This is a genomic window from Streptomyces sp. MJM8645 (assembly GCF_001625365.1).
In the GTDB taxonomy this organism is placed as follows: Bacteria; Actinomycetota; Actinomycetes; order Streptomycetales; family Streptomycetaceae; genus Kitasatospora.
In genome coordinates, this window is record NZ_LJJF01000002.1 from 658,016 (window position 1) to 680,262 (window position 22,247).

General features: G+C 70.7%; 18 protein-coding genes and 3 pseudogenes. 5 read left to right on the forward strand and 16 right to left on the reverse strand.

Annotated elements, in window-relative coordinates; translation table 11 throughout:
• Positions 1-7: 7 nt before the first annotated feature.
• The 4 genes and pseudogenes from A6F73_RS33635 to A6F73_RS39930 form a co-directional block, all read right to left on the reverse strand.
• The gene (locus tag A6F73_RS33635; RefSeq protein ID WP_063352147.1) at positions 8-2,188 is read right to left on the reverse strand and encodes a hypothetical protein; all 2,181 of its coding nucleotides are present in this window, start codon (positions 2,186-2,188) and stop codon (positions 8-10) included.
• Between the two features lie 38 nt (positions 2,189-2,226).
• A complete protein-coding gene (locus tag A6F73_RS41930; RefSeq protein ID WP_159398678.1) occupies positions 2,227-6,189 on the reverse strand; it encodes a DUF6603 domain-containing protein in 3,963 nt (1,320 codons plus the stop codon).
• Positions 6,190-6,924: 735 nt separating this feature from the next.
• On the reverse strand, positions 6,925-7,479 hold the full coding sequence (locus tag A6F73_RS33645) for a hypothetical protein (protein ID WP_159398679.1): 555 nt from the start codon (positions 7,477-7,479) through the stop codon (positions 6,925-6,927).
• Between the two features lie 382 nt (positions 7,480-7,861).
• A pseudogene (locus A6F73_RS39930) lies at positions 7,862-8,186 on the reverse strand (transposase); the annotation flags it as partial.
• Between A6F73_RS39930 and A6F73_RS43665 the strand changes: the two are divergent.
• Positions 8,167-8,289: pseudogene (locus A6F73_RS43665) on the forward strand (epoxide hydrolase); the annotation flags it as partial. The pseudogenes A6F73_RS39930 and A6F73_RS43665 sit on opposite strands and share 20 nt — an antisense overlap.
• A gap of 723 nt (positions 8,290-9,012) precedes the next feature.
• On the opposite strand, the gene A6F73_RS33650 reads toward A6F73_RS43665, so the two are convergent.
• Positions 9,013-9,378 (reverse strand): darcynin family protein, encoded by a 366-nt coding sequence (locus A6F73_RS33650; protein ID WP_063352149.1) that lies wholly within the window; start codon positions 9,376-9,378, stop codon positions 9,013-9,015.
• Positions 9,379-9,451: 73 nt separating this feature from the next.
• Positions 9,452-10,345, reverse strand: a complete 894-nt coding sequence (locus A6F73_RS33655; protein WP_063352150.1) for an NAD(P)H-binding protein — start codon at positions 10,343-10,345, stop codon at positions 9,452-9,454.
• 107 nt (positions 10,346-10,452) lie between these two features.
• On the opposite strand from A6F73_RS33655, the gene A6F73_RS33660 reads away from it, so the two are divergent.
• Positions 10,453-11,421, forward strand: coding sequence for a LysR family transcriptional regulator (locus tag A6F73_RS33660; RefSeq protein WP_208869237.1), 969 nt, complete (start codon positions 10,453-10,455; stop codon positions 11,419-11,421).
• A 6-nt stretch (positions 11,422-11,427) separates the two neighbouring features.
• On the opposite strand, the gene A6F73_RS33665 is transcribed toward A6F73_RS33660, so the two are convergent.
• From A6F73_RS33665 to A6F73_RS33675, 3 genes are all read right to left on the reverse strand, one after another.
• Complete coding sequence (locus tag A6F73_RS33665; protein WP_208869238.1) at positions 11,428-11,571, reverse strand: hypothetical protein; 144 nt, start codon at positions 11,569-11,571, stop codon at positions 11,428-11,430.
• Positions 11,572-11,790: 219 nt separating this feature from the next.
• Positions 11,791-12,537, reverse strand: a complete 747-nt coding sequence (locus A6F73_RS33670; protein WP_079136494.1) for a recombinase family protein — start codon at positions 12,535-12,537, stop codon at positions 11,791-11,793.
• 191 nt (positions 12,538-12,728) lie between these two features.
• Positions 12,729-14,300 carry an FAD-dependent monooxygenase gene (locus tag A6F73_RS33675; protein WP_063352153.1) on the reverse strand — a complete coding sequence of 524 codons (1,572 nt, stop codon included), beginning with the start codon at positions 14,298-14,300 and terminating at the stop codon, positions 12,729-12,731.
• 113 nt (positions 14,301-14,413) lie between these two features.
• Between A6F73_RS33675 and A6F73_RS33680 the strand changes: the two genes are divergently transcribed.
• On the forward strand, positions 14,414-14,950 hold the full coding sequence (locus A6F73_RS33680) for a CGNR zinc finger domain-containing protein (protein ID WP_063352154.1): 537 nt from the start codon (positions 14,414-14,416) through the stop codon (positions 14,948-14,950).
• Between the two features lie 85 nt (positions 14,951-15,035).
• On the opposite strand, the pseudogene A6F73_RS44235 reads toward A6F73_RS33680, so the two are convergent.
• A pseudogene (locus A6F73_RS44235) lies at positions 15,036-15,263 on the reverse strand (Tn3 family transposase); the annotation flags it as partial.
• Positions 15,264-15,501: 238 nt separating this feature from the next.
• On the opposite strand from A6F73_RS44235, the gene A6F73_RS33685 reads away from it, so the two are divergent.
• Positions 15,502-16,581, forward strand: coding sequence for a hypothetical protein (locus A6F73_RS33685; protein WP_063352155.1), 1,080 nt, complete (start codon positions 15,502-15,504; stop codon positions 16,579-16,581).
• Positions 16,582-16,607: 26 nt separating this feature from the next.
• Here the strand turns inward: A6F73_RS33685 and A6F73_RS33690 are convergent, their stop codons facing one another.
• From A6F73_RS33690 to A6F73_RS33700, 3 genes are all read right to left on the reverse strand, one after another.
• A complete protein-coding gene (locus A6F73_RS33690) occupies positions 16,608-17,030 on the reverse strand; it encodes a DUF6262 family protein (RefSeq protein WP_063352156.1) in 423 nt (140 codons plus the stop codon).
• Positions 17,031-17,034: 4 nt separating this feature from the next.
• Complete coding sequence (locus A6F73_RS33695; RefSeq protein WP_159398680.1) at positions 17,035-17,205, reverse strand: hypothetical protein; 171 nt, start codon at positions 17,203-17,205, stop codon at positions 17,035-17,037.
• A gap of 352 nt (positions 17,206-17,557) precedes the next feature.
• Positions 17,558-18,505 (reverse strand): SDR family NAD(P)-dependent oxidoreductase, encoded by a 948-nt coding sequence (locus A6F73_RS33700; RefSeq protein ID WP_063352158.1) that lies wholly within the window; start codon positions 18,503-18,505, stop codon positions 17,558-17,560.
• 107 nt (positions 18,506-18,612) lie between these two features.
• Here A6F73_RS33700 and A6F73_RS33705 point away from each other — a divergent pair, with 107 nt between their 5' ends.
• Entirely contained in the window at positions 18,613-19,278 is a 666-nt protein-coding gene (locus tag A6F73_RS33705) for a TetR/AcrR family transcriptional regulator (RefSeq protein WP_063352738.1), read from the forward strand.
• A gap of 26 nt (positions 19,279-19,304) precedes the next feature.
• Here the strand turns inward: A6F73_RS33705 and A6F73_RS33710 are convergent, their stop codons facing one another.
• The 3 genes from A6F73_RS33710 to A6F73_RS33720 are packed head-to-tail and all read right to left on the reverse strand — an operon-like array spanning position 19,305 to position 22,135.
• Positions 19,305-20,501 (reverse strand): cytochrome P450, encoded by a 1,197-nt coding sequence (locus A6F73_RS33710; RefSeq protein ID WP_063352159.1) that lies wholly within the window; start codon positions 20,499-20,501, stop codon positions 19,305-19,307.
• Positions 20,502-20,532: 31 nt separating this feature from the next.
• Complete coding sequence (locus A6F73_RS33715; RefSeq protein WP_063352160.1) at positions 20,533-21,936, reverse strand: FAD-dependent oxidoreductase; 1,404 nt, start codon at positions 21,934-21,936, stop codon at positions 20,533-20,535.
• Positions 21,926-22,135, reverse strand: coding sequence for a ferredoxin (locus A6F73_RS33720; protein ID WP_063352161.1), 210 nt, complete (start codon positions 22,133-22,135; stop codon positions 21,926-21,928). The genes A6F73_RS33715 and A6F73_RS33720 overlap by 11 nt, the downstream gene beginning before the upstream one ends.
• Positions 22,136-22,247: the final 112 nt, after the last annotated feature.

A 22,247-nucleotide genomic window follows, 5' to 3' on the forward strand; every position in this document is an offset into this window, starting at 1 on the left:
GGGCTCCTTACGGCCGGGGCAGCAGCAGTTGTTCGAGCGGGGCGTTGACCAGTTGGACCGCGAACTCGCTCGGGCGCAGCGTCTGCTTGCCCAGGGCCCGGGCGAGCTCGGGCACCAGGGCTCCGCTGCCGAGCAGGTTCAGCACGTCCTCGCTCCCCGGGCGCAGGAAGCGGCCGAAGACCGTCCCCTCGCTGGGGAAGTCGCGGCCCAGCGAGGCGCCGAGCGGCGGGGTGGTGTTCGGGGTGAGCTGGCGCAGGCCGAGCAGGCCGCCGTCGTCGATGCCGAAGTGGATGCCCTGGCCGGGTTCGCGGATCGTCAGGGCGTCCGGGATGTCGTCGAAGAGGACGAGCAGGGTGTCGGGGGCGAGGTGGGCGCGGCGCAGTTCGGCCAGCTCGGCCCCGGCGCGGCGGGCGATGAGGATGATGTCGGGCCAGGCGGGGACGAGTTGGGAGCGCAGCAGGAGTCCGGCCTTGGGCCTGGCGCCGAGGCTCTGGGCGGTGGTGGCCGCGCGCAGGGTGTCGTCGAGGCGCTGGTCCATGGAGGTGTGGATGCCGACGCCGGCGGCGCCGTCGATGAGCGCGTCGATCCACTGCTGGTCGATGGCGAAGACGCGCAGGGACTCGTCGGGGAGCATGTCGGGGTGCGGGACGAGGTAGTGGAAGGGCACGCCGCGCAGCAGCCTCAGGCGGTCCAGCCAGCTGGGCATGGAGGCGGTGCGTGCGTCGGCGGTGGCGCGCAGCGCGCTCTGGACGGCTGTGGTGGACAGGGCGGCGCGGGCTTCGGCGCGGGTGAGTGCGATGCGTGGTGCGCGGCGCGGGACGTCGAGTGGGTCGACGTTGGGCGCGGCGAGTGCCTCGGCGAGCGGGGTTTCGGCGAGGGTGCGCAGCCAGTCCAGACCGCGCTGCGGCACCGGGTCGCCGGCCTGGGCGGCGCGGGCGGAGCGGGCCGGGTCGGCGGCCAGCTTCATCATGGCGGCGGCCTGGTTGGCGAGTTCGCGCCGGGCGCGGGTGACGTCGGCGGCGTAGTCGGGGTCGGCCAGGCCGATCGCGCGGCCCAGGGTCCACGCGGAGGCGTAGCTGACGTCGAAGAGGCCGTGTTCTTCCTCGTAGATGAGCAGGTGGTCGGCGGTGGTGTGGTCGCCGGGGGTGGGCGGCAGTTCCCGGGCCGTGACGGGGGTGCAGGGGCCGCGGTACCAGGCGTAGCCGAGTTCGCCGGACAGGACGCGGTGCGGGACGGGCGCGTAGCCGAGCTTCAACCGCTCGGTGACGTAAGTGTCTTCGGGGTCGGAGCCGGCGGCGGTCTGGGGTTCCAGGCGCAGGGTGAGTCGCTCGGGGTCGGTGCTGTTGCCGGGGGCGACCAGGTTCCTGAGCAGGCCGACGGCGTCGAAGCGCGCGTTCTCGTCGCTGGTGAACGACCAGGTCCACAGGGTGCACAGGCGCAGGTGGGTCTTGTCGCCGGGGATGGTGCCGGCCAGCGGCTTGTCGTGGCCCTCCAGCGAAACCAGGTGGACGGTGTAGGCGCCGCCGGTGCGCGGGAAGCGGTTGGCGGTCAGCACCGCGTAGTCACCCTCGGTGAGGACTTCGCCCTCGAAGCGGCGCTTGGCCTGTTCGACCCGGCGGACGTGCGCGAGGTAGGACAGCTCGCCCTCGGTGGGGATCAGCCGTCGGAACAGGGGGACGGGCACGTCGATGGTGCGGCAGGTGCTCGCCTCCGTTTCCGCGGGCAGGCCGCTGATCGCCGGTCCCAAGACGCCGGATTCGGCCGGGCGGCAGAGCTGGGCGACCGTGCGCGAGGCAGCGAGCCCCATGGCGTCGGGGTCCTCGGGCAGTTCGCCCTCCCGGAAGACCATCAGGGCCAGCCACGGCGCCCGGGCCTCCACCCGGGACCACTTCGGTTCGCGCTCCCACGGCAGGATCGAGCGGTTGAGGGTGATGTGCGGCAGCACCAGGGCGTAGTCACCGGAGGCGCCGGGGGCGGGGAAGACGGCGTGCACGGAGGAGGGGTCCAGCACGAACTGGACCGCCCGGACCTCGAACTCCTCACTGGTGGCCGGGAGTTTGTCGGGCGCGTCGATGTCGCCGTGGGCGTCCTTGAGGACGTGGCGGACATCCGCGCGGTAGGTGCCGGCGGTGATGGCGAGCAGCAGGTGGTCGTAGAAGGTGATGTCCAGCTCGGGCAGGGTCGGCACGAGGGTCCCCTCAGACGGTGGCCAACGGTGATGGGTGGTCAGTTGGCCGCGGTGAGCAGTGGCGACGAGACCAGGGTGTCGGCGGCGATCGCGGCGTACTTCGCACGGGGGCCGTTGGCGCCGGGCGCCACGCCCAGTCGGGCCATCGCGGCGTAGGCGGCGTCGCGCCTGGGCTGCTTGCCGGCGATCGTGCGGGCGATGGTGTCGATGCTGCCGGACCCGGAGACCGGCGCGGGTCCGGCGCTCTGGCCGGGCCGGCCGGTCAGCTTGCTGTCCGGGTTGACCTTCTCGGTGCCCAGGGCCCGGGAGGTGATCGGACCGGTCGCGGCCTTGGGGTCGAGCTTCGGGCCCGGGATCTCGAAGCGCAGCCCGCTGAGCCGCCTGGGCAGCAGCGTGTCCTCGTCCAGCGCGTCGCCGGGCTTGTTCAGCGGCGCGCCCCACAGGGCGCGGGCGGCGTCCTTGCGCAGCACGGTGATGGTCCAGTTCACCGGGTCGAACGGCTTGTCCCCGTTGTTGCGCCAGAGGGTGACGCGGTGTTCGGAGGTCACCGCGGTCTTGCGCATCGGCCGGATCGCGATGGCTGGGTCCGCCGATCCCACGAGATCGTCGTTGAGGTAGACGTGGGTGGCCGGCAGGGCGGACTCGGTGGTGAAGACGAACCCGTCGCGGGAGACCAGCAGGGGTGCCTCGACGGCGCGGCGGGCGGCGAGTTCGCCCGCGTCCACGTCCGCCAGCAGGCCCTTCTCCGGTGTGATGGCCAGCGGCGCGGGCAACTGCGCGCGCACTTCGGACCATTCGGCGGCGGGCAGCGGCTCGCGCTTGGAGCCGATGTCGAAGCTGAAGGAGATGAACCAGACCTTGACGGTGACCCGGCCGCCGAACGGAGGCGTCCACAGCGCCAGGTTGATGCCGACCGAGATCGAGACCCGGACCTTGACGAACCACACCTTGATGGTGAACGCGACGCCGATGCTGATCCCCAGCGCCATGTCCAGGTAGAACGGCTTCCACTGGATCAGCACGTCCAGGTACGCGGTGAACCACGCGGACAGCAGACCGGAGGTGTAGGTCGCGGCGAGCCGGCCGCCGATCATGAACGCGCCGGGGGTGAGCGCGGTGTAGCCCTCCGCCTTGACCATGATCTTGCTGTCCGGCGACCAGGTGAAGCCCAGCCGGGCGGGCCTGGGGTAGTGCGCGGGCACCTTGAACCGCGGGTGGTAGCCGCCCACGCTGAGCACGAAGTCCCCGGCCCTGGACCCGGCGGTCCACACGTACACCGCGATCCCGCCGGTCAGCCGACAGGCCGGGTCGAAGATGAACGAGCCCGCGCCGACCGCCACGTCCAGCGACAGCAGCCCCTGGGACTGCTGGTAGGCGAGCTTGAGGTCCAGATCCAGGCGGGCGTGGACCTTCTTGCCCGGGGCCGCGTTGCGCGGGAAGGTGATGGAGGTACGGCCCAGCAGCATGACGTTCAGCTCGCGGCCGAACTCCACCAGGGCCAGCGCCTTGGTGTCGATGAACTTGAACGTGGTGAACTGGACGCCGATCGCACCCCAGTACTGGCCGTCCGCCGGACGCACCCAGTCCGTCAGCGCGTTGAGGATCTCCTGCGGGGTAGCCTCCGGGCGCCCGTCGAGACGGGCGATCAGCGGGAACTCCGGCAGTTCCTCGATCCTCGGCACCCGCACCGAGCTGTTGACGCCGAAGCCACCCGACAGCCCGGTCACGGTGAAGGCCGGTGGCCCGAACAACGCCACCCCGCCCTTCGCCGCCACCTCGCCGAACAGGAACACCGACGCCCAACCGCCCCTGCTGCGGGCGTAGCTGCCGGCCGCCTGCATCGCGAAGAACCCGGCCTCCACCGCCACCAGGCCCGCGATGTACACCTCGTACGCCGGATCCTGGCGCACCTCCAGCACGCCGGTGACCTTCAACGGCGGAATTGCGATCCGCACCCCCGACCCGGCCAGCACCGGAGTGACGGTGAAGTCCTGGTCGACCGCCAGGCCCAGGCCGATCATGTCCAGCGCCACCGGCCCGAGCGTCAGGGTGGCGTCGAAGGCGACGAACAGCCGGCCCTTCGCGTAGCCCAGGCTCACCCGGCGGATCCGCACCGGCCCGAAGACCTGATCCAGCTCCTGGGCTGAATCGCTGCGCTGCTGCCCCGCAACGGCGGCACGTTCACGCCCCAGCACGACCGCGCCCTCGGACGTGTCCAGCGGCACCAAGTCACCGCTCCCACCCTGCGACAGGGCAGCGGCGCCAGTGCTGTTCGGCCGCCAGACCAGTGGCGCCAGCGCCCGGCCACCCATCGTCAGCAGCCCCCAGATGAGCAGGCCGCGTTGCAGCGCTTCGTCCAACAGCACGGGCAGCAGCCCCTGTGCGGCCCCGGGCAGGCCCGCGACCGCGGCGTTCAGCGCCCGGACCTGGGCGAGGGGCCAGGCGCGATCCGCGTAGCAGAACTGCACTCCTGTCACGACCACATCGCGATCCGCCGGGATGCTCTCCCCCACCAGCGGCAGATCGGATGCCCGGGCCCCCACCACCCCTCGGACCGCCACCAGCCGAGCGACCGCCGGCCCGGTGCCCTCGGGCACCGACGCCACCACCACCCCCACCCGGCCGACGACCGCCGACACCACCAGCGACCCCGCCGCGGCGGTCCCCACGGGAAGACGGTAGGCGAACGACGCCGAGCCGAGCGATGGAACGAAAGGATCCAGGTCCGCCGGGACATCGATTCCGACGGCCGCGGCCAGGTGAGCCAGCGTCAGCGCTTGGCCGTCGCTCTCCAGGGAGGCGCTCAGTTCCCAGGCCCCTGAACCCGTCTTGGCGATTGCGCCGCTGAACCACAGCCGGGTCTCCGCGCCTTCGACGGCGGCAGTGAAGCCTGCGTCCGCGGACAGCGAGAACGTCGAGGCCCCGCCGGCGGCCGGGGTCGAATGCCGGAAGCAGACGAGCAGGTCCATCACCGTGTCACCGAGGCGGGCCTCGGTGGCTGCGGTGAACTCCCATTCCTCCGGGCCTCCAGGGCTCGTCAGCACCTCGATCGTCAGGTACTGCAGGTCGAAACTCCGCAGGCCCTCCGGGATTTCACCGGCCACTCCCCAGTTCTCACCGAGCCAATCGAAGAGGTCGGCCATCCGAACGTTTTCCGCAGTCGCCCCGCGAAACAGGTAGCCGCTCTCATCGGACCAGGTGTCCAGATCCAGCCGGGTGCCGCCGATGATGACGAAATCAACCCCCTGTGGCATGCCCAGTGCCGGTGCGCAGGTCAGCGGCTCCGCCGCCGTGCCGGACAGGGATCCGACGGGCCGGATACGGTACTTGGCGCCGTCCGGCTCCCAGTCGGCGCCTTTCAGCGGCCATACCCGGTTCGGGGTGAATGCCTCGATGAGGCCCTTGAAACCCTGCACGCCATCTTTTTCCATCCCCCCGCCCTTTGGCTTCTTGCTGAACCGGTCCAGGCTGGCGAAGGCCGCAGTCCGCTTGGTGAGCGCCTCCTGGCCGATGATCCGTGCGCTGCCGCTTTCGACTTTCGGGCCCGGATCGTCGGTTCGGTTCTGATTGTCCGGACCGACGAACAGGTTTCCCGGAAGCCAGGTGAGGATGTTGTGGATGTCATCCAGACCATCCAGGGTGATGCCGTCAGGGTCATAGCTGGAGTCGGGGTCTTTGAACGTCTCCACGAACTCCTTTATGCGAGGGAAATTGAGCTTCTCCTGGTCCGTATAGTCCAGGGTCTCAAATTTCCGGACCACCGTGTCGGCGAACTCCTCCAGCCCCGCCCTGAGACTGGACCCCTTGACGTTGTACGCGTTTTCGATGGCCGCGTTCCATGATTTGATGAGCGTTTCGAAAGGGATCACGTGATGGCGTGCCAGCTTGATCCCCCCGACCGGCTGCACCTGGTCGAGGTCGCCCGGTTTGCGGTTGACCAGCTCATCCGCGAAGGGATAGCCACCGCGTCCTTTGAGTAACAGCTTCATACGCTCGGCCACTGTCCAGCCTCCTCGGCTTGTGCGGCTACTCCGGTCTTGTGTGACCTGGGAAGGATCGGCTCACCGGCCTCCTCGCGGGTCCAGCGACGCGCTGTCGCCAGCCCGGCGATCCGGCAGCCGACGTCGGCCTCCGACGGCCTCCGACGGCCGTGGTCAGCCGAGCCGAAGAGACGGCTCGCCGTACACCGGCCCCGCGCAGGGCCTCAACAGCTCATACAGCTCAGGGAGTTCGATCGGATGCAGGCGCGGAACAAGGTCCTCCCCCGATGCCGGAAGCCGGTGAGAGATCCGCAACGAACATCGACATGAGAAATCCCCTCGTCCCGACACGAGTGACGCCACTTCGAAGCACCCGACCCTCGACGGAACAGGCCAGGACTCACCACGCCAGGCAACGAGCAGCAGACATCGACCATCGTCATACACCTGCCCACCTGACAGGGGCACGATCTTGTCACGCCCCGTGATCAAGTCGCTCCTTAAAGCGATATCCGGCCACCGATATGGCCGAGTTCACCACCTTCTCACCCAGAAAGCCGATCTCGGCCAGCCTGACCCGAAGCGCCGACCGTACGGACCACTCGGACCGCCTCAAGGGACCTACCGGCCCGCCGCCCCAGGCCGTTCGCCGTCCTCGCGGAAACCCTGAGGGTTCGCGCCTGATCCACCCTGCCACCCGCCGGCCGCACCGACGAGTTACCCGCGGGCCCAACCCCACCAGGGGCACTGACAACCTCAGAGCTCGCCCTCATCACCCTGGTCGACGTCGTGCAGCGTCTCACCGAACCGCTCCAGCGCCTCCTCCGGCCCGCAACCGAAGGCGCGGCCGATGTACTCCCAGGTCATCAGATTGCTGCGGGCCTTGCGGCCGGCCAGCAGGGCGGTCGACCCGGCGGCGCGCTCGAACCGGGCGGCCGCACGGGCAGCGGCGTACGGCCTGCTCTCCGTCAGATCGCAGATCCGGTCCACCAGCGCCGCGACCAGCTCCTCGACCTCTCGTGGCACCACACCCTCGGCCAGGTCGACGTGCCACTCCCAGTCCGCGAACGGCCCGGTGGCCTCGCCCACCGCCTCGGTCGCCTGGTCGTCGCCGAAGTCCAACAGATGCACCCGCTCACCCCGCCAGCCGCAGCTGCAACCACCGCGCACCGCAACGGCCCGAGGACCATCCGCTCCGTTGTAGAGCCACCAGGTGGTGCGCCCATCCGGCAACGGCGCCGGCTCGCTGCCGTCCGCCAACACCGCCACCAGGAAACCCTGGTGGCGCCCGCTCTCGTCAACCCATGGCATGCCGTGTCCCTCACGTCCCTGGAATACAGCACCAGGGTTAGCGGCCTGTGACGCAGTGTCAAGACTTCGCGACAACCGGTGCGACCCGCAGCTCAAGGCGGCGCGCACCAGCCGCCGCACGCCGGATCAGGGGTGCTCAGGCAGTTCGGTGAGCCGCTCGACCCGGGTGACCGTCCCGTTCACCGAGTCGACCGCGCACCTCGACCAGTCCAGCTTGCCGCGCGCCTAGGGGCTCTCTTTCGGATCACGTCGGATCAGCGCGCGGCGTCGGAGTGCGTGCATCGCAAGGCGGAGGAGGGAGTCCATGCGGAGTATCGGCGACCGACGACAACGCGGCGAGGTACGTGCTCCGGCGTCGCGCGCCCGGCGTGATCCGAAAGAGAGCCCCTAGCTCGTCCAGGACGACCCGGTGGAGCTTGGCCCACACCCGGGCCCTGCTCCATTCGGTGAATCGCCGGCGGGCGGTCTGCCCGGACGGGCCGAAGCAGGGCGGAAGCTGGGCCCAGGTGCACCCGGACGTCGCGACGAACACGATCGCCACCAGCACCTCCCGGTCGCCGTAGCGGCGCCCGGCCATCGCCCTGTGGGCGGTTCGGCGCCGCCGGCACCACCAACTGGAACAGCTCCCACAACTCGTCCGGCACCAAGCGCTCCACGATCGTCACGGAAGCAGCCTGCAAGTCCAAAGCCGAACCCACGGCCACCATCACGCAATGGACCGAGTTCGAACGCGGCGGCCATTTCGCCGCCATGGAGGAACCCGCCGCCCTGACCGGCGACATCAGGACGTTCTTCCGCGCCTTGCGGTGAGGCCGAGGCGCGCCCCGGGCCCTCGGGTACCAGCGGACGCCGGCGAGCGGCAATCCGCCGGACGCGAGCGACCGGGTGCGCGACAGCCGGGGAGCCCGGGCCGCGCCGGCCAGGCCCGGCAGGTGCACCGCCCTTCCCGCAGGGCCTGCACCACGGCCTGCCCGTCGGACTCCAGGAACAGCTGGCCAAGAAACTGAAGCCGAGCGACCGCATCGACAGCGAGGTCGTCTTCGTGGACACCAAGGTGCCCCTGACCCCCACACCGGACGCCGAGGCCGTCAGGCGCACGGACCACGAGGCCGGCCAGGCGGGGAAGGCAGCCCCGGGGTCCTCGGCCGGGTGAAGGGCCATCGTCCCGGCGAACGACCGGGTCCGTACGGAAACACCGCCGGCACGGCATCGTCGAGCCGGGTTCGCACGAAGCAGGATAGAGGGGTTCATTTCGCCCACTGAGCATCCGTCAAAGACGAATCATCAGAAGGCGTGCACGAACAGGCACGCATGGCGGCGATCCTCGCGGACACCTCGACCGCGAAGGTCACCACCCGTACATCACGCCACGCAGCTGATCAATGACCCAACACTTCTCAAGCCGTAGGGCCGTCTCAGCTCTCCGAACAGCCGGTACCTCTGGTCCTTCCGGGCCGATGCCCTCCGACCGGGTGCGGCCAGAGGGCATCGGTGCTCTTGCGTTCCTGCGCTCTTGCGCGGGCGGGCGGTGTGTCAGGTGGCGATGGTCGCGACGGGTTCGAGGCCGTAGGTCCGGGCGTAGCCGTTCTCGGTGCCGACGAGGAGGTCGACGACCTCGAAGTAGCGGTCCCAGAAGGGGGTTTCGCGCAGTGCGTCGACGAGGAGCTGGTAGGCGTGGTGGTCGTCGGCCTCCCACACCCAGACGTCGGTGACGCGAGCGGAGTAGAACTCCGTGTCGTAGAAGCGTGACCGGACGCCGGTGGTCTTGGCCTTGATGGCTGGCAGGACCTGGGTGGTGAAGGCGTCCACGCGTTCCTGGACGGTCAGGGCGAGCCATTCGGGCGTGGTCTTGACCAGCATGAACGCCGTGACCGGCGGTTCGGACATTTCAGCGGACATCGGGGTGCCTCCCAAGCGGCAGGTGGTAGGGGTCTCCAGGCTCTGTGGTGCGCCCGGCACGGGGTGCTGGACTTCAGGAGAGGACCGCGGGCTTGAGGGTCCGGGCGCACCACTGCTCGAAGCCGGTGGGGGAGGCGGTGTCCGGGGTGCGGGCGACGCCGGCGTCGAGGCCCTCGTCCTTGGCCCGCTTCATGTCGACCACGCCCTGGGCGAACGCCTCGTTGAGGCCGTAGTCGACGAGGGTGGTGTACAGCTCGTCGAGCGACTGGCGTTCGTAGCGGACGGGGCGGCCGAACTGCTCGGTCATGAGGCGGGCCAGGTCGTTCGGGGACAGGTCCTGCGGCCCGAGGACCGGGACGCTGCCGGTGCCGGTCCACGAGCGGTCCAGCAGCAGGTCGGCGGCGGCGGCCGCGATGTCGGCGACGGCGACGAAGGGGGCCTTGCGGTCGGCGTCGACGGAGTCGGTGAAGACGCCCTTCTCGCGGATCGAGTCGGCCTCCTCCAGGAGGTTCTCGAAGAAGGACGGGTTGGCCAGGGCCCGGTAGGCGACGCCGGTGCCGGCGATGAGGTCGTCCATCGCGAGGGAGGCGGTGACGAGGCCGGCCCGGTCGGCGAGCGGGGTGCCACGGCCGAGCGCGGAGACGCCGACGACGTGGCCGACGCCGTGGGCGACGAGCGCCTCGACGGCGGCGCGGGTGAAGCCGCTGTAGGCGTCGTATGGGGTCAGGGAGGAGTCCGGGGGGACGAGCCAGAAGACCGCGTCCGCGCCCTCGAAGGCCCGGTCGAGGACCTCGGCGTCCGCGTGGGAGCCGGTGACCACGTCGACGCGTCCGTGCGCCGCGTCCGGGAGCCGGGCGGGATCGCGCACGATGACGCGCAGTTCCTCGCCCGCGGCGGGGGCGGACTCCAGGAGCTGGGAGAGCAGGTGGCGGCCGATGTTCCCGGTGGGACCAGTGATGACGATCATGAAAACCTCGTGGCTCGTGCTGGTTTCGGTATGCCCTCATCCTGCTGAGATCCGCCGTGCTGCCACAATGGGAACTTCAGCACGGAATCATTGACTGAAATGGAATAATGCTGGTGAGCAGCCCTGATCCGGTCATCGACGCCAATCTCGCCATCGCGCTGGATGCTCTGCTGACCGAGCACAGCGTGACCCGCGCCGCCGCGCGACTGCACACCTCGCCCGCCGCCATGAGCCGCACCCTGGCCCGGCTGCGCCGCGTCCTCCAGGACCCCCTCCTGGTCCGGGCCGGGCAGGCCATGGTTCCCACCCCGCGCGCCGAGGCCCTGCGCGAGGAGGCCGCCACCGTGGTGCGCAGCCTCGGAGCCCTGCTCAGCCCCGGTACGAGCGTCGACCCCGCCGGCCTCCGCAACACCTTCACCCTCCAGGCCGCCGACCTGGTCGGCGCGGCACTGGCCCACGGGCTGCTGCAACTGGCCCGGCGGGAGGCGCCGGGGGTCTCGTTCCGGATCGGGGCCGAAGAGCTGGAGGCCGGGCCCGCCCTGCGCGACGGCCGGATCGACCTGGAGGTCGGATCCATCGACCACGTGGACCCCGAAACCCGGGTCGAGGAACTGGTCAGCCTCCGCATGGTCGCGGCCGTCCGGGCCGGCCATCCGCTCACCGAAGGGCCGCTGACCCCGGCCCGGCTCGCTGCCGCCCACCACATCGCGGTCAGCCGCCGCGGCCGGTTCACCGGCCCCCTCGACACCGCGCTGGCCGAGCAGGACCTCCACCGTCGGGTCAGCGTCGTCCTGCCCAGCCACCTGGCCGCGATGACCCTCGCCACCCGCAGCGACCTCGTCTGCCTGGTACCCGCCGCACTCCCCGGCGCCGCCCCCTCGCCCCTCACCCACGACGCCGGCGCCCTCGGACTGCACCTCCTCGACATCCCCCTGACACTGCCGCCACTGACCATCGGCATGGCCTGGCACCCCCGGCACACGGCCGACGGGGCCCACCGCTGGCTCCGCGACGCCGTCCGGCGGGTGCTCCGGCCTTGGGGACCATCGGTACAGCCATTAGCGCTAAGCCGCTGATCCTGGTCAGGCCGGGGCTTCGTGGGTGCTGACGCGGTTCGCGTACTCACGGCGGGCCTTGCGCTGGGCGGGGACAGCCGCAGTGGCGTCGAGGGGCTGGCAGAGGTCCAGGAGCCGCCGGTGGATCGCGGCGACGGCAGTGACGCGCAAGGTATAACCCTGGCCTCGCCGTACGGTCACGCCCAGGTCTAGGGCGTGTTTCATAATTCGCGTCGGATCAGCGCGCGGCTCCCCCAGCCTTCGGCCGGGAGGTACCCCCATTACGCGCCCGGCTGGGCGTGCCGGCGAAGCGTCCTCGTACTGGGCCGTACTTGGACGTTTCGCCGGTGCGGTCAGGCGGGATGCCCGGCGTCGCGCGCCCGGCGGGAATTATGAAACACGCCCTAGTGCGGCGCGCTCGGCGGGCGCCAGCTCGGCGGTGCGGAGGAAGTCGGCGACCTTGCCCGGCATGTCGAGAACGACCGGCAGTTCTGGGGCTGGGGCTCCCGGGGCGTAGGCCGCATACTCGGGTAGGAGGTCCGCGACGGCGGTGCGGATGGCGCCGCGGCTGACGTGGTGCTCGCGGGCGAGAGCAGCGATGGACCGGCCCTCCAGGTACGCGGCACGCACCTCGTCGGTCTTCCCGGCCGTGACGGCTGGCCGCCGGCCGCCCTTGTTGCCCTTCGCTTCGGCGGCCCGTAGTCCGTCGTACGTCAGCTCCCGTTGCAGGTCGCGCTGGAGTTCGCCGGCGGCCGCGAGGGTCTGGACCATGAACTTCACCGTGGACAGCAGCTCTCCGGTGCGTGGGTGGCGGGCTGTGAGGTCCATCGCGGAGAACGCGCTGTCGTGGATGCGCAGAGCGAGACGATCGCGGTGCAGGATGTCGAGCACGTCGAGGATGTGCCCGGTGCCACGCACCAGGCGGAACATCTCGGAGATGTGCACGGTGTCGCCCGGCCGCGCGTAGGTGAGCAGTTCGCGGAACTTCGGGCGCTGGAGCGGATGGAGGCGGCTGGAGGTGCCCGGGGCCTCCTCGAAGACGACCGGGTCCTCGATGCCGGCCTCGTCCAGGACGAGGTCCTGCCGGGCGGTCGACTGCTGGTCGGTCGAGACCCGCTTGTAGACCAGGTTCGCCATCGAGAGGCCCCTTCCATGCGGAGGAATGGACCCTATCTGTCGTCAAACCCTGTCAGCAATCACCATCGGATCCGATTGGATTCGAGCCACAGTGAACCCCCGGATTGCACGGGTTCATTGGACGCCTGCCGGGCCTGTCGTCATCCGATCGTTTGCCGACAGATCAGTCGACTGAGCCGTTTCGGCGGGAGTCACCGGTCCGCGAGTACGCGCCGTACGAGGGCCGGAAGGGTTGTCGGGTTTGCTGGGATGGTGCCGCGCCAGGCGATGTGTCCGTCGGGGCGTACCAGGAGCGCGGTGTCCGCGTGGTCGGCGCCGAGGAGGTGTGCCCACTGACCGGGGTCGGCTTCCTGCTGGCCGGCGGTGCGTACGGCCTGGAGGGCGAGGGGGACCCCGGCTTGCCGTACGGCTTCGGCCTGCGCCTGCCACCGGGGGTCTTCGTCGGCTGTGAGCAGGGTGAGGCCCGGGCCGACGAGGTCGAGGGTGGAGGTGACGCCTGCGGGCCCCGGGGTGAGGCGTGCGTGGGGTACGCGTTCTCCCGGCCGGCAGCCGGGCGTGCACCCGGACGGGTCCAGAACCCCGTGCTCGCCGGTGTGCTCCGGGTCGGGGATGACGGCGGCGGAGCGGTAGGTGGCGGTCAGGAGGAGTTCGTCGTCGATGCGGTAGCCGGCGCGGTTGGTGGCGTTGGCCGTGGAGATGTCGATGACCTGGCGGGCGAGGGGGCGCCGCTCGGCCTCGTAGGTGTCCAGGAGGGCTTCGCCGGCGTATCCGGCGGTGACGGCGGCGAGTTTCCAGGCGAGGTTGTCGGCGTCGCCGATGCCGGTGTTCATGCCGTGGCCGCCGGTCGGCGGGACGACGTGGGCGGCGTCGCCTGCCAGCAGGACGCGGGAGTGGCGGTAGGCGGAGGCGAGCTGTGCGTCCATGCGCCAGGTCATCGTGTCGTGGACGGTCACGTCCAGGTCAGGGATGCCCGCGGCCGTGCGGACGAGGTCGGCCAGGAGCTCGTTGTCCGTCGGGTCCGTCTCGGCGTCGGGTCCCAGGGGGTACTGGTAGATCCAGTGGCGGTCGTTGTCGACGGCCATGAACCCGCCCCGGCCGGGGACGGTGAGAAAGTACGAGGCGCTGGCGCGGTCGGCGACGACCTCTCCCAGGGGAGCCTCGAAACGGACACTGAGATAGCGCCCCAGGCCTACGGGGCCCTCCATCGCGATCCCGGCTCCGGTGCGGACGGTGCTCGCGGCGCCGTCGCAGCCGACGAGCCAATCCGCCCGCAGGTGGTCCAGACGGCCCGTGGCCCGGTCTTCGACGACGGCCCGTACGCCGAGGCCGTCGTCCTCGAAGGAGACCAGACGGGCGGCGAACCGGATACGGGAGCCGGCCAGTTCCATGGCGCGGCGCAGCAGGAGCGGCTCCAGGGCGTCCTGGGAGCAGATGAGGCCGGGCGACGGCGTGTGCTCAGGGCCCTCGCCGGGCTCCTGGGCGAGACCGTTGCGGGTGTAGTCGGGGTCGACGAGGTCGCAGCCTCGGTAGAAGTGGACCTGCTCGGCCGGCAGCCCCGCCGCGCGGACCTCCGTCTCCAGCCCGAGCCGCCGGAAGATCTCCATGGACCGGGCCGAGACGCCCCGGGCCTTGGGGTGGCGGGAGGTGCCGGGGTGGGACTCGATCAGCACGTGGTCCACGCCCTGATCCGAGAGCAAGCAGGACAGGGCCAGCCCGACGGGTCCGCCCCCGACGACCAGTACGGGCGTGTGCGATTCGGTCATGGGGGCTCCTTCGAGTGGGTATGACCACCTCAGTAACGACTAATCTAAATGTAGACGTTACCATGGAGGGGTGATGATGGAGTGGTGCTGTCAAGTGACACGGGGGGCGAGCCATGGACCAGCGGTTCACCGATGACAATCCGCGCGGCCTGTACCTCCTGGCCGACCTGGTCAACGCCGTGCAGGACGGGACCGGCGCCACGCCGGCGGGGCTGGAGGCCGTCGTGGAGGCGCACGGGGGCCCGCCGCTGCAGCTGACGGAGACCACCGCAGGGGAGATGCGGGAGGCCGCGGCGGCCATCGCCGGAATCCTGGACCTCGACGACGAGGACGGCGCCGCCGAAGCGATCAACGCCCTGCTCGACCAGTACCCCGCCCGACCCCGCCTGGAGCGCGTTCCCGAACGCCGGTGGTCCCTCCGCGCCACGGCCCCCCACGACGCACAGCCAGCCCGCTGGCTGCTGTCCACCGCCGCCCTCGCCCTGGCCCTCTGGCTCAGCGAACGCGGCTACTGCGCATGGGGCCGCTGCGCCGCCCCTGGATGCGGCCGCTACTTCATCGACACGGGCCGCCGCACCCCGCAGCGCTACTGCTCGACCCGCTGCGGAACCCGCGTCCGCGTCGCCGCCCACCGCGACCGGAGCCGATGATCCGCATCGACACATCCGGCAGCCGTCCAGACGGCCGCGTTCACCTGCCACCAGTCGCTGAAAGGAAGGCCGGCGCACCGCCGCGTCAGTCCTGCACGCCGTCGTCGTCCTCGTCCAGCCCGGGTGCGTCCGGGTCGCGCAGCGGGCGCAGGGCGCCGGCGGCCGGGGTGGAGGCGGTGAAGTTGTAACGGCCCAGGACGTTCAGATTCTTGTGCTTGAGCGGGGAGAGCCGGGCCACGTCCTCGTCCTTGATGTCGTGGCCCTCGGCACGGAGCTGGGCGACCGCGGCGTCGATGTACCTGGTCGTCCAGAGCGTATCCGGGGCAAACGGGTGAGCGGCTGGTGTTCGTGCAGGTAGAACGCTTGCGGTCGCGTCCGTAAGAGATCGACCCCAGGACGTCTCGTGGCAGCCGGTGCGCCAGGGGTCGATGCGGCATCGGAGTTCTCCCTCCGGACGGCTTTGAGGGCATGCAGGGGCCGTCTCGGCCGATAGGGTCGATCACGTTCGTGAGATCACCGACGCCCTGGTTCGGGGTACTGAGGAGCCGTCGATGCACCACCCAGACCCGTGCTATGCCGCGCGCCTCGCCACTTACGGGACCATCGCCACACACCTGTCCCTTCTGAGCGACCACCGGCTCGGCGAGGTCGTGGCCGCCGTCGCACCGCTCGGGTCCGGCATCGGAGGCAGGTCGGCGGAGCTGGACATCGACGGGACGCGGGTCTTCGTCAAGCGGGTCCCCTTGACGGACATCGAGTTGCGGCCGGAGAACGTGCGGTCGACGGCGAATCTCTTCGGGCTGCCGATGTTCTACCAGTACGGAGTGGGGTCGGCCGGGTTCGGAGCCTGGCGCGAGCTAGCCGTGCACACCATGACCACCAATTGGGTCCTCGAAAACGAGTACGAGGGCTTTCCGCTGATGTACCACTGGCGGGTCCTGCCCGACTCCCCTCCCGAGGGGTTCGCCGACGAGTTCGGGGGCATCGACGGAGCGGTCGCGCACTGGGAGGACTCACCGGCCGTGCGCGAGCGGCTGGAGGCCATCGGCCGGTCCTCCTGCAGCCTGGTTCTCTTCCTGGAACACGTGCCACAGACGCTCGCCACGTGGCTGGCCGACCAGCGAGAAGCCGGCCCGCAGAGCGGGGACGGCTCGCCCTACCCATGGGTGGAGAAAGCTCTGGCACGCGGGACCGCCTTCATGAGCTCTCACGGGCTCGTCCACTTCGACGCCCACTTCCGCAACATCCTGACCGACGGACGACTGCTCTACTTCGCGGACTTCGGGCTCGCCCTGAGCTCCAGCTTCCAACTTGCAGCAACTGAGGTCGAGTTCCTCTCCCAGCATCTCGCCTACGACCGCTGCTACGCCCCGAGCCACCTGCTCCGCCACCACTTGCCCGACGGTATACGCGTCGACACGGACCACGAGGCGTTCCTCCATGAATGGATCGCGGGCCGAAAGCCCGATGGCGTCACGCCGGAGGTCGCCGCGATCATCGAACGACACGCTCGGACTGCCGTCGTCCTGGACGCGTTTCACAGCCGTCTTCTCGCGGAGAGCAAGCGGACGCCGTTTCCGGCCTCCGAGATCGAGCGGGCCCTAAGCACCGCGGCTCCGACGCCCCGCTGAGGCCAGACCCCCTATGAGATCGGACATCAGGCGGTCTCGGGACCTGCAGTCGGCCGGGCGCCGAGACGGCGTCGCAGTTCAAGGTTCTCGCTCTGCGCGGTTTCGAGGGCTTGCCGCAGGGCGTGGACTTCGTCGCGGTGCCGCTGCTTGAGGTCGGCCAACTGGGCGGTGAGGGTGCGGACGACGCTGCTGGGAGAGTCGTCGGGTGGCTGCGCGGCCGGGCGGGGCGGGTTGTTCTGCTGCTGGGCACGGAGCTGTTCGACGCGCTGGCGGATCTCGGTGCACCGGTAGAGGAAGTCGAGTGAGACGTCGGCCGTCTGGGCCAGGCCCCGGAAGGTGATGGGCTGCCGGTCACGGATCATCTCGCGCAGGCCCTGTTCGGCTCGGGCCTGGGCGGCGGCGCTCTTGCGGGCGGCGGCCTGGCGGAGGTTATCGGGGTTGCCGCGCATAGGGTCAGCTCCGTTCCTGGCTGCGGGTGATGGGGTCGGTGCGGGCGCCGACGCCGGCCCCGCGGATGGCCTGGGGTTCGTCGGCGAGCCGGGTGGCTTCGAGTTTGAGGATGATGCGGCCCAGGGCGTCCTGTTCCTGCCGGCGTCCGGCGAGCCAGATGTTGTCCTCACCCATGGGCTGGCCGGTCCACGCGAAGCCGATCACGTGTGCTAGCCGGTCAAGATCAAGTGCTTAGCGCTAACGGCTGTACCGATGGTCCTCAAGGCCGTGCTCCGCACGCCGGCGGCGGCTGCGGGGCCCACCGCGGCGGACGCGATCGGGCTCGCACAGGACGACACCGGCCCCGCATAGGACGCGACTGGCCATAGGACGCCGCCCCGGCCCGCGCGGACGCATGCCCGTGGGCAACAAGGCCGCGGACCGGACGGCAAGCCGAGGTGTCCCGCTCCGCAGCCGGGTGTCTACTCGCCGGAGTCGGTCACCGACGCCCGGCCCGGATCCGTGTCAGGCGTTCCCGGACGACGCGCTACACCGTGCTGGTCGATCCGGAGGGAAACGAGTTCCGCCCGGACTGAACGACGGGGAACTTCACCCCGGTGAGGTCTTCGGAGACGGCCCACAGCCGCTGCTGGACGACCACCTCGTACGACTCCGGGCTGGAGGTGACCAGCCGGGGGTGGCCCATGAACTCGCCGCGTCCGCCGGGACCGTAGTACTGGCCGCCGAGCGCGGCGGGGTCGGCGGCGGCCCGAAGGGTCGGCAGCGCGCCCATCGCCGGCTTCTGGGTGATCAGCGGCGCGAGCCAGGTGAGCGGAAGCCGGAAGGCCGCGGGGAGGTTGCGGGCGAGCTCGGTGCTGGACACGTCGGGGTGCGCGGCCACCGCGACGGTGGTGCCGTGCGTGGCGAGCCGACGCTGCAGCTCGTACGTGAACATCAGGTTGGCCAGCTTGGACTGGCCATAGGCGGCGGCCCGGCTGTACGACCGCTCCCACTGCAGGTCGTCGAAGTGGATCGCGGCCCGGATGCGGTGGCCGGTGCTGCTGACCGTCACCACGCGCGAGCCGGGCACCGGCAGCATCAGGTCCAGCAGCAGCCCGGTGAGCGCGAAGTGGCCGAGGTGGTTGGTGCCGAACTGCATCTCGAAGCCGTCCCGGGTGGTCTGCTTCGGGGTGTACATCACGCCGGCGTTGTTGATCAGCAGGTCGATCCGGTCGAGCCGGGACCGCAGCGCCGCTGCCGCGGTCCGGACGGAGTCGAGCGAGGTCAGGTCCAGCGCCTGCACGGTCACGTCGCCGGTCATGCGGGCCGCGGCCTGCTGGCCCTTCTCCACGTTGCGCACGGCGAGCACCACGGACGCCCCGCGCTCGGCGAGCGCCTTGGCGGTCTCGTACCCCAGTCCGGTGTTGGCCCCGGTCACCACGGCCACCCGCCCGCGCTGGTCCGGAATGTTCGCCGTCGTCCACTTCTCGCTCATGCCAGGCTCCCGACTAACTAACGTACCGAAGGTATCTTGTGCACGACGTTAAAGTACTTTCGGTACGTTGTCAACGTACCGCAGGTACCTAAGTTAGTCTGGTGATCATGACTTTCCAGCGGGCGCGAACCGAAGAGCAGCGGGAGATGCGTCGACGGGCGATCCTCGACACAGCGTCGGCGATGCTCGACGAGATGCCCGTGGCCGCAGTCACCCTGAACGAGCTCAGCCGCCGGGTGGGCCTGGCGAAGCCGAACGTGCTGCGCTACTTCGAGTCCCGCGAGGCGGTGCTGCTGGAACTGCTGGACCGCTTCCTGCAGGAGTGGCTGACGGAACTGGCAGGCGAGTTGGCGGCCGGCATCGACGAAGACCTACCCATGGCCGAGCGAGCGGCGGGGGTGGCCGACATCCTCAGCCGCTCGCTCTCCAGCCGGGCCGTGCTGTGCGACCTCTTCGGCGCACAGGGCAGCGTCCTGGAACACAACGTCTCCGTCGAGGTCGTAGCCCGCTACAAGCGCGCCTCCCTGGACCGCCTGACAACCATGACCGCCCTGATCCTGAAGTACCTGCCGGAGCTGGGCGAAAACGCAACACTGTTCAGCCTGCAGACCATGGTCATGGCCGGCGCGCTGTCGGCGTACAGCACACCCCCGCCCAGCCTGCGGGCGGCCTACCAGGCCGAGCCCGACCTGGCCCGCTTCCACCTGGAGCTGGCGGACTACTTGAAGCTGGCCCTGACCGCAACACTCCTGGGCGTGCTGCCCCGCGGCTGACCTGCGTTGCACTGAACTGAGCGGCCTCAGAGGTGGACGGGCAGGTGGCGGGGTCCGCGGAGCATGGCGTTCTGCCGGTAGGGGGGCGGATCCTGGACCAGGCGCGCCGCGCCGAGGCGGGGGATCAGCGCACCGAGCGCGGCCTCGGCCTCGATGCGGGCGAGTGGTGCGCCGTAGCACAGGTGGATACCGCTGCCGAAGCCGAGGTGCTGGTTGTCCGGGCGGGTGGGGTCGAACCGGTCCGGCGCGTGGAACCGCTTGGGGTCGCGGTTGCCCGAGGCCAGCGCGAGCACGACGGAGGCGCCTGCGGGGAGGGTGGTGCCGCCGACGTCGATGTCGGCGAGGGGGATGCGCTGGCGCATGTGGACCGGGGGTTCGTAGCGCAGCAGTTCCTCCACCGCTCGCGGCAGCAGGTCCGGTTCGCGACGCAGCTGGTCCAGCTGCTCGGGCTGGCGCAGCAGGGTGAGCACCCCGTTGGCGATCAGGTTCACCGTGGTCTCGTGTCCGGCGATGAGCAGCAGCACGGCGGTTTCCGCGAGTTCTTCCTGGGTGAGCCGCAGGGCCGGGTCCGGTTCGTTGACGAAGGCGGAGAGCAGGTCGTCGCTCGGATTGCCACGGCGCTTCTCGGCGAGGCCCGCCAGGTACCGGCCCATCTCGCCCCGCGCCTGCTCGCCCGCCTCAGCGCCCGCCTCGTCCCGCCCGGAGGAGTCCGCCTCGGGCCGGACGTCGGCGGACGCGACGAGCGCGTCGGACCACGCCCTGAAGAGCGGCTCGTCCTCACGCGGCACGCCGAGCAGGCGGCAGATCACCGTGACGGGCAGCGGGTAGGCGAGGTCGTCGACGATGTCGATCCGGCCGCCCGCCTGGAACGGCTCCATCAGTTCCCCGGTGAGCTGGACGATCTCGCCGCGCATGGCATCGACCCGGCCCGGGCTGTGCGGGGGGCCGAACGGCCGCATGGCCAAGGTGCGCAGTCGGTGGTGCTCCGGGTCGTCGAGCCGCAGGAACGGCGGCTTGTGCGTCGTCTCGCCGCAGGTGCGGGGATCGACACTCATCCGTGGATCGTGGAGCAGGGCGGCGACCTCGTGGTAGGTGCCGATCAGGTAGCTGCCGTCTGCCTGCCGGACGACGGGACCGGCCTCGCGCAGTTCCGCGTACAGCGGGTAGGGGTCGGGGCGGTTCGCGTAGTCGGTGATCCGTGCCAGCAGGGTGTCGGAGTCCATGGTGGCTCCTCGTCGTTGGGCGGGACGTGGGTCAGCCGCGGGGCTGCACCACGGTCAGTCGACGGTCGGGCAGGTATCCGGTGAGCGCCACGGTGGGGCCGTGGGACAGCCCCTTCGGATCCGGCACGTCGGACGGAATCGGGATGTCCGCCGCGAGCGCGCGGTCCGCCGCGCCGGGCGGGGGCGGGAACGGCGCAGCCGTCTCGATCAGGTGCCGGTAGTAGTCGATCGACTTGGCCATGTCGACGGTGACCGCCGCGGTGATCCGCCCCTGGTAGCCGTAGACCATCGCCAGTCGGCGCGCCTCCAGAGAACCCTGGGCGATGACCACGTGGTCGGAGAAGGTGGGCACGCCCACCGACTTGATGTTGAGCCCGAACTGGGTCGACCAGAACGTCGGGAGGGCGAGGTGCGGGCGCCGCAGGGGCCCTGGGCTGACCATGTTGTGGGCCGCCACCCCGGCCTGTTCGACCGCGTTCCCCCAGTGTTCGAGGGAGAGCATCTGGTAACCGAACAGCGGGTGGGGGAAGCGGGAGACGTCGCCGGCGACGAAGACGTCGTCAGTGACGATTCCGTACATGTTGAAGGCGCGGCACCCGGCGTCGCAGGCGATTCCGCGCGGGCCCGCCGCCAGGCCGGAGTCCGCCAACCACTCGACGTTGCGGACCGCCCCCAGCGCCACGACGCACACGTCCGCCTCGACGCGGCTGCCGTCGGACAGCTCCGCGCCGGTGAAGCGGCCGCCGTCGTCCCCGCGCAGGGCGGTGACCGTCACGCCGGTGCGCAGGTCCACACCGTGGTTGCGCTGCATGGCGGCCGCGAGTTTCGCCAGGGTGCCGCCCAGCGCGCCCACCAGAGGTGCGGGGCCGCGTTCGGCGACGGTGACGTCCAGTCCGCGCTCCCGGCAGGCCGAGGCGATCTCCGAGCCGGTGAAGCCGCCGCCGATCACCAGCACCCGCCGTGGCCCGGCGGCCAACCGCTCGGCCAAACCGCCGGCGTCCTCGCGGGTACGCAGCGTGAACACCCCGTCCAGGGCAGCCTCCTGCGGATGGGGCCAGGGACGCGCCCGGGTCCCGGTGGCGATCAGCAACCGGTCGTACGGCAGCGACTCGCCATCGGCCAGCATTACCCGCTTCCCCAGGGGGTCCAGGCCGGTGGCACGTACGCCCAGCCGCCACTCGGCGTCCGGATCCCGGCGCATCGGCAGCCCGGTGGAGTCCGCCGCAGCGTGGCCCAGCAGCACCTGCTTGGACAGCGGCGGCCGGTCGTAGGGCGGATGAGGCTCGTCGCCGACCACGGTCAGTGAGCCGGTGAAGCCCTCCTCCCGCAGCGCCTCCGCAGCTCGCAACCCGGCCAGCGACGCGCCGACGATGACGATCCGGCCCTCTGTCTGGTAACCGGCCCTCTGGTCACCGGCTCCCTGGTCACCGGCCATCAGCGCTCACCTCCTCGCCGAGGAGGATGGCCTGGACCGGGCAGGCCGCCGCGGCCTGGCGCACGCGCTCGACCTGGTCGTCGGGGACGGCCGGGGCGTACAGCAGTCCCTCCTCGCCGTGCAGCTGGAACACCCTCGGCGCGAGGAACACGCACTGTGCGTAGCCCTGGCAACGCGTGAGGTCGACAACGGTCCGCATCCCCACCACTTCCTCTGCCGCCGTACCCCCTCTCCCTTCCAGCATGGGACGAGAACCGGACGCGCGCAGCATGGGACGAGAACCGGCGCCGGTACGCGCACCTGCCGCGAGG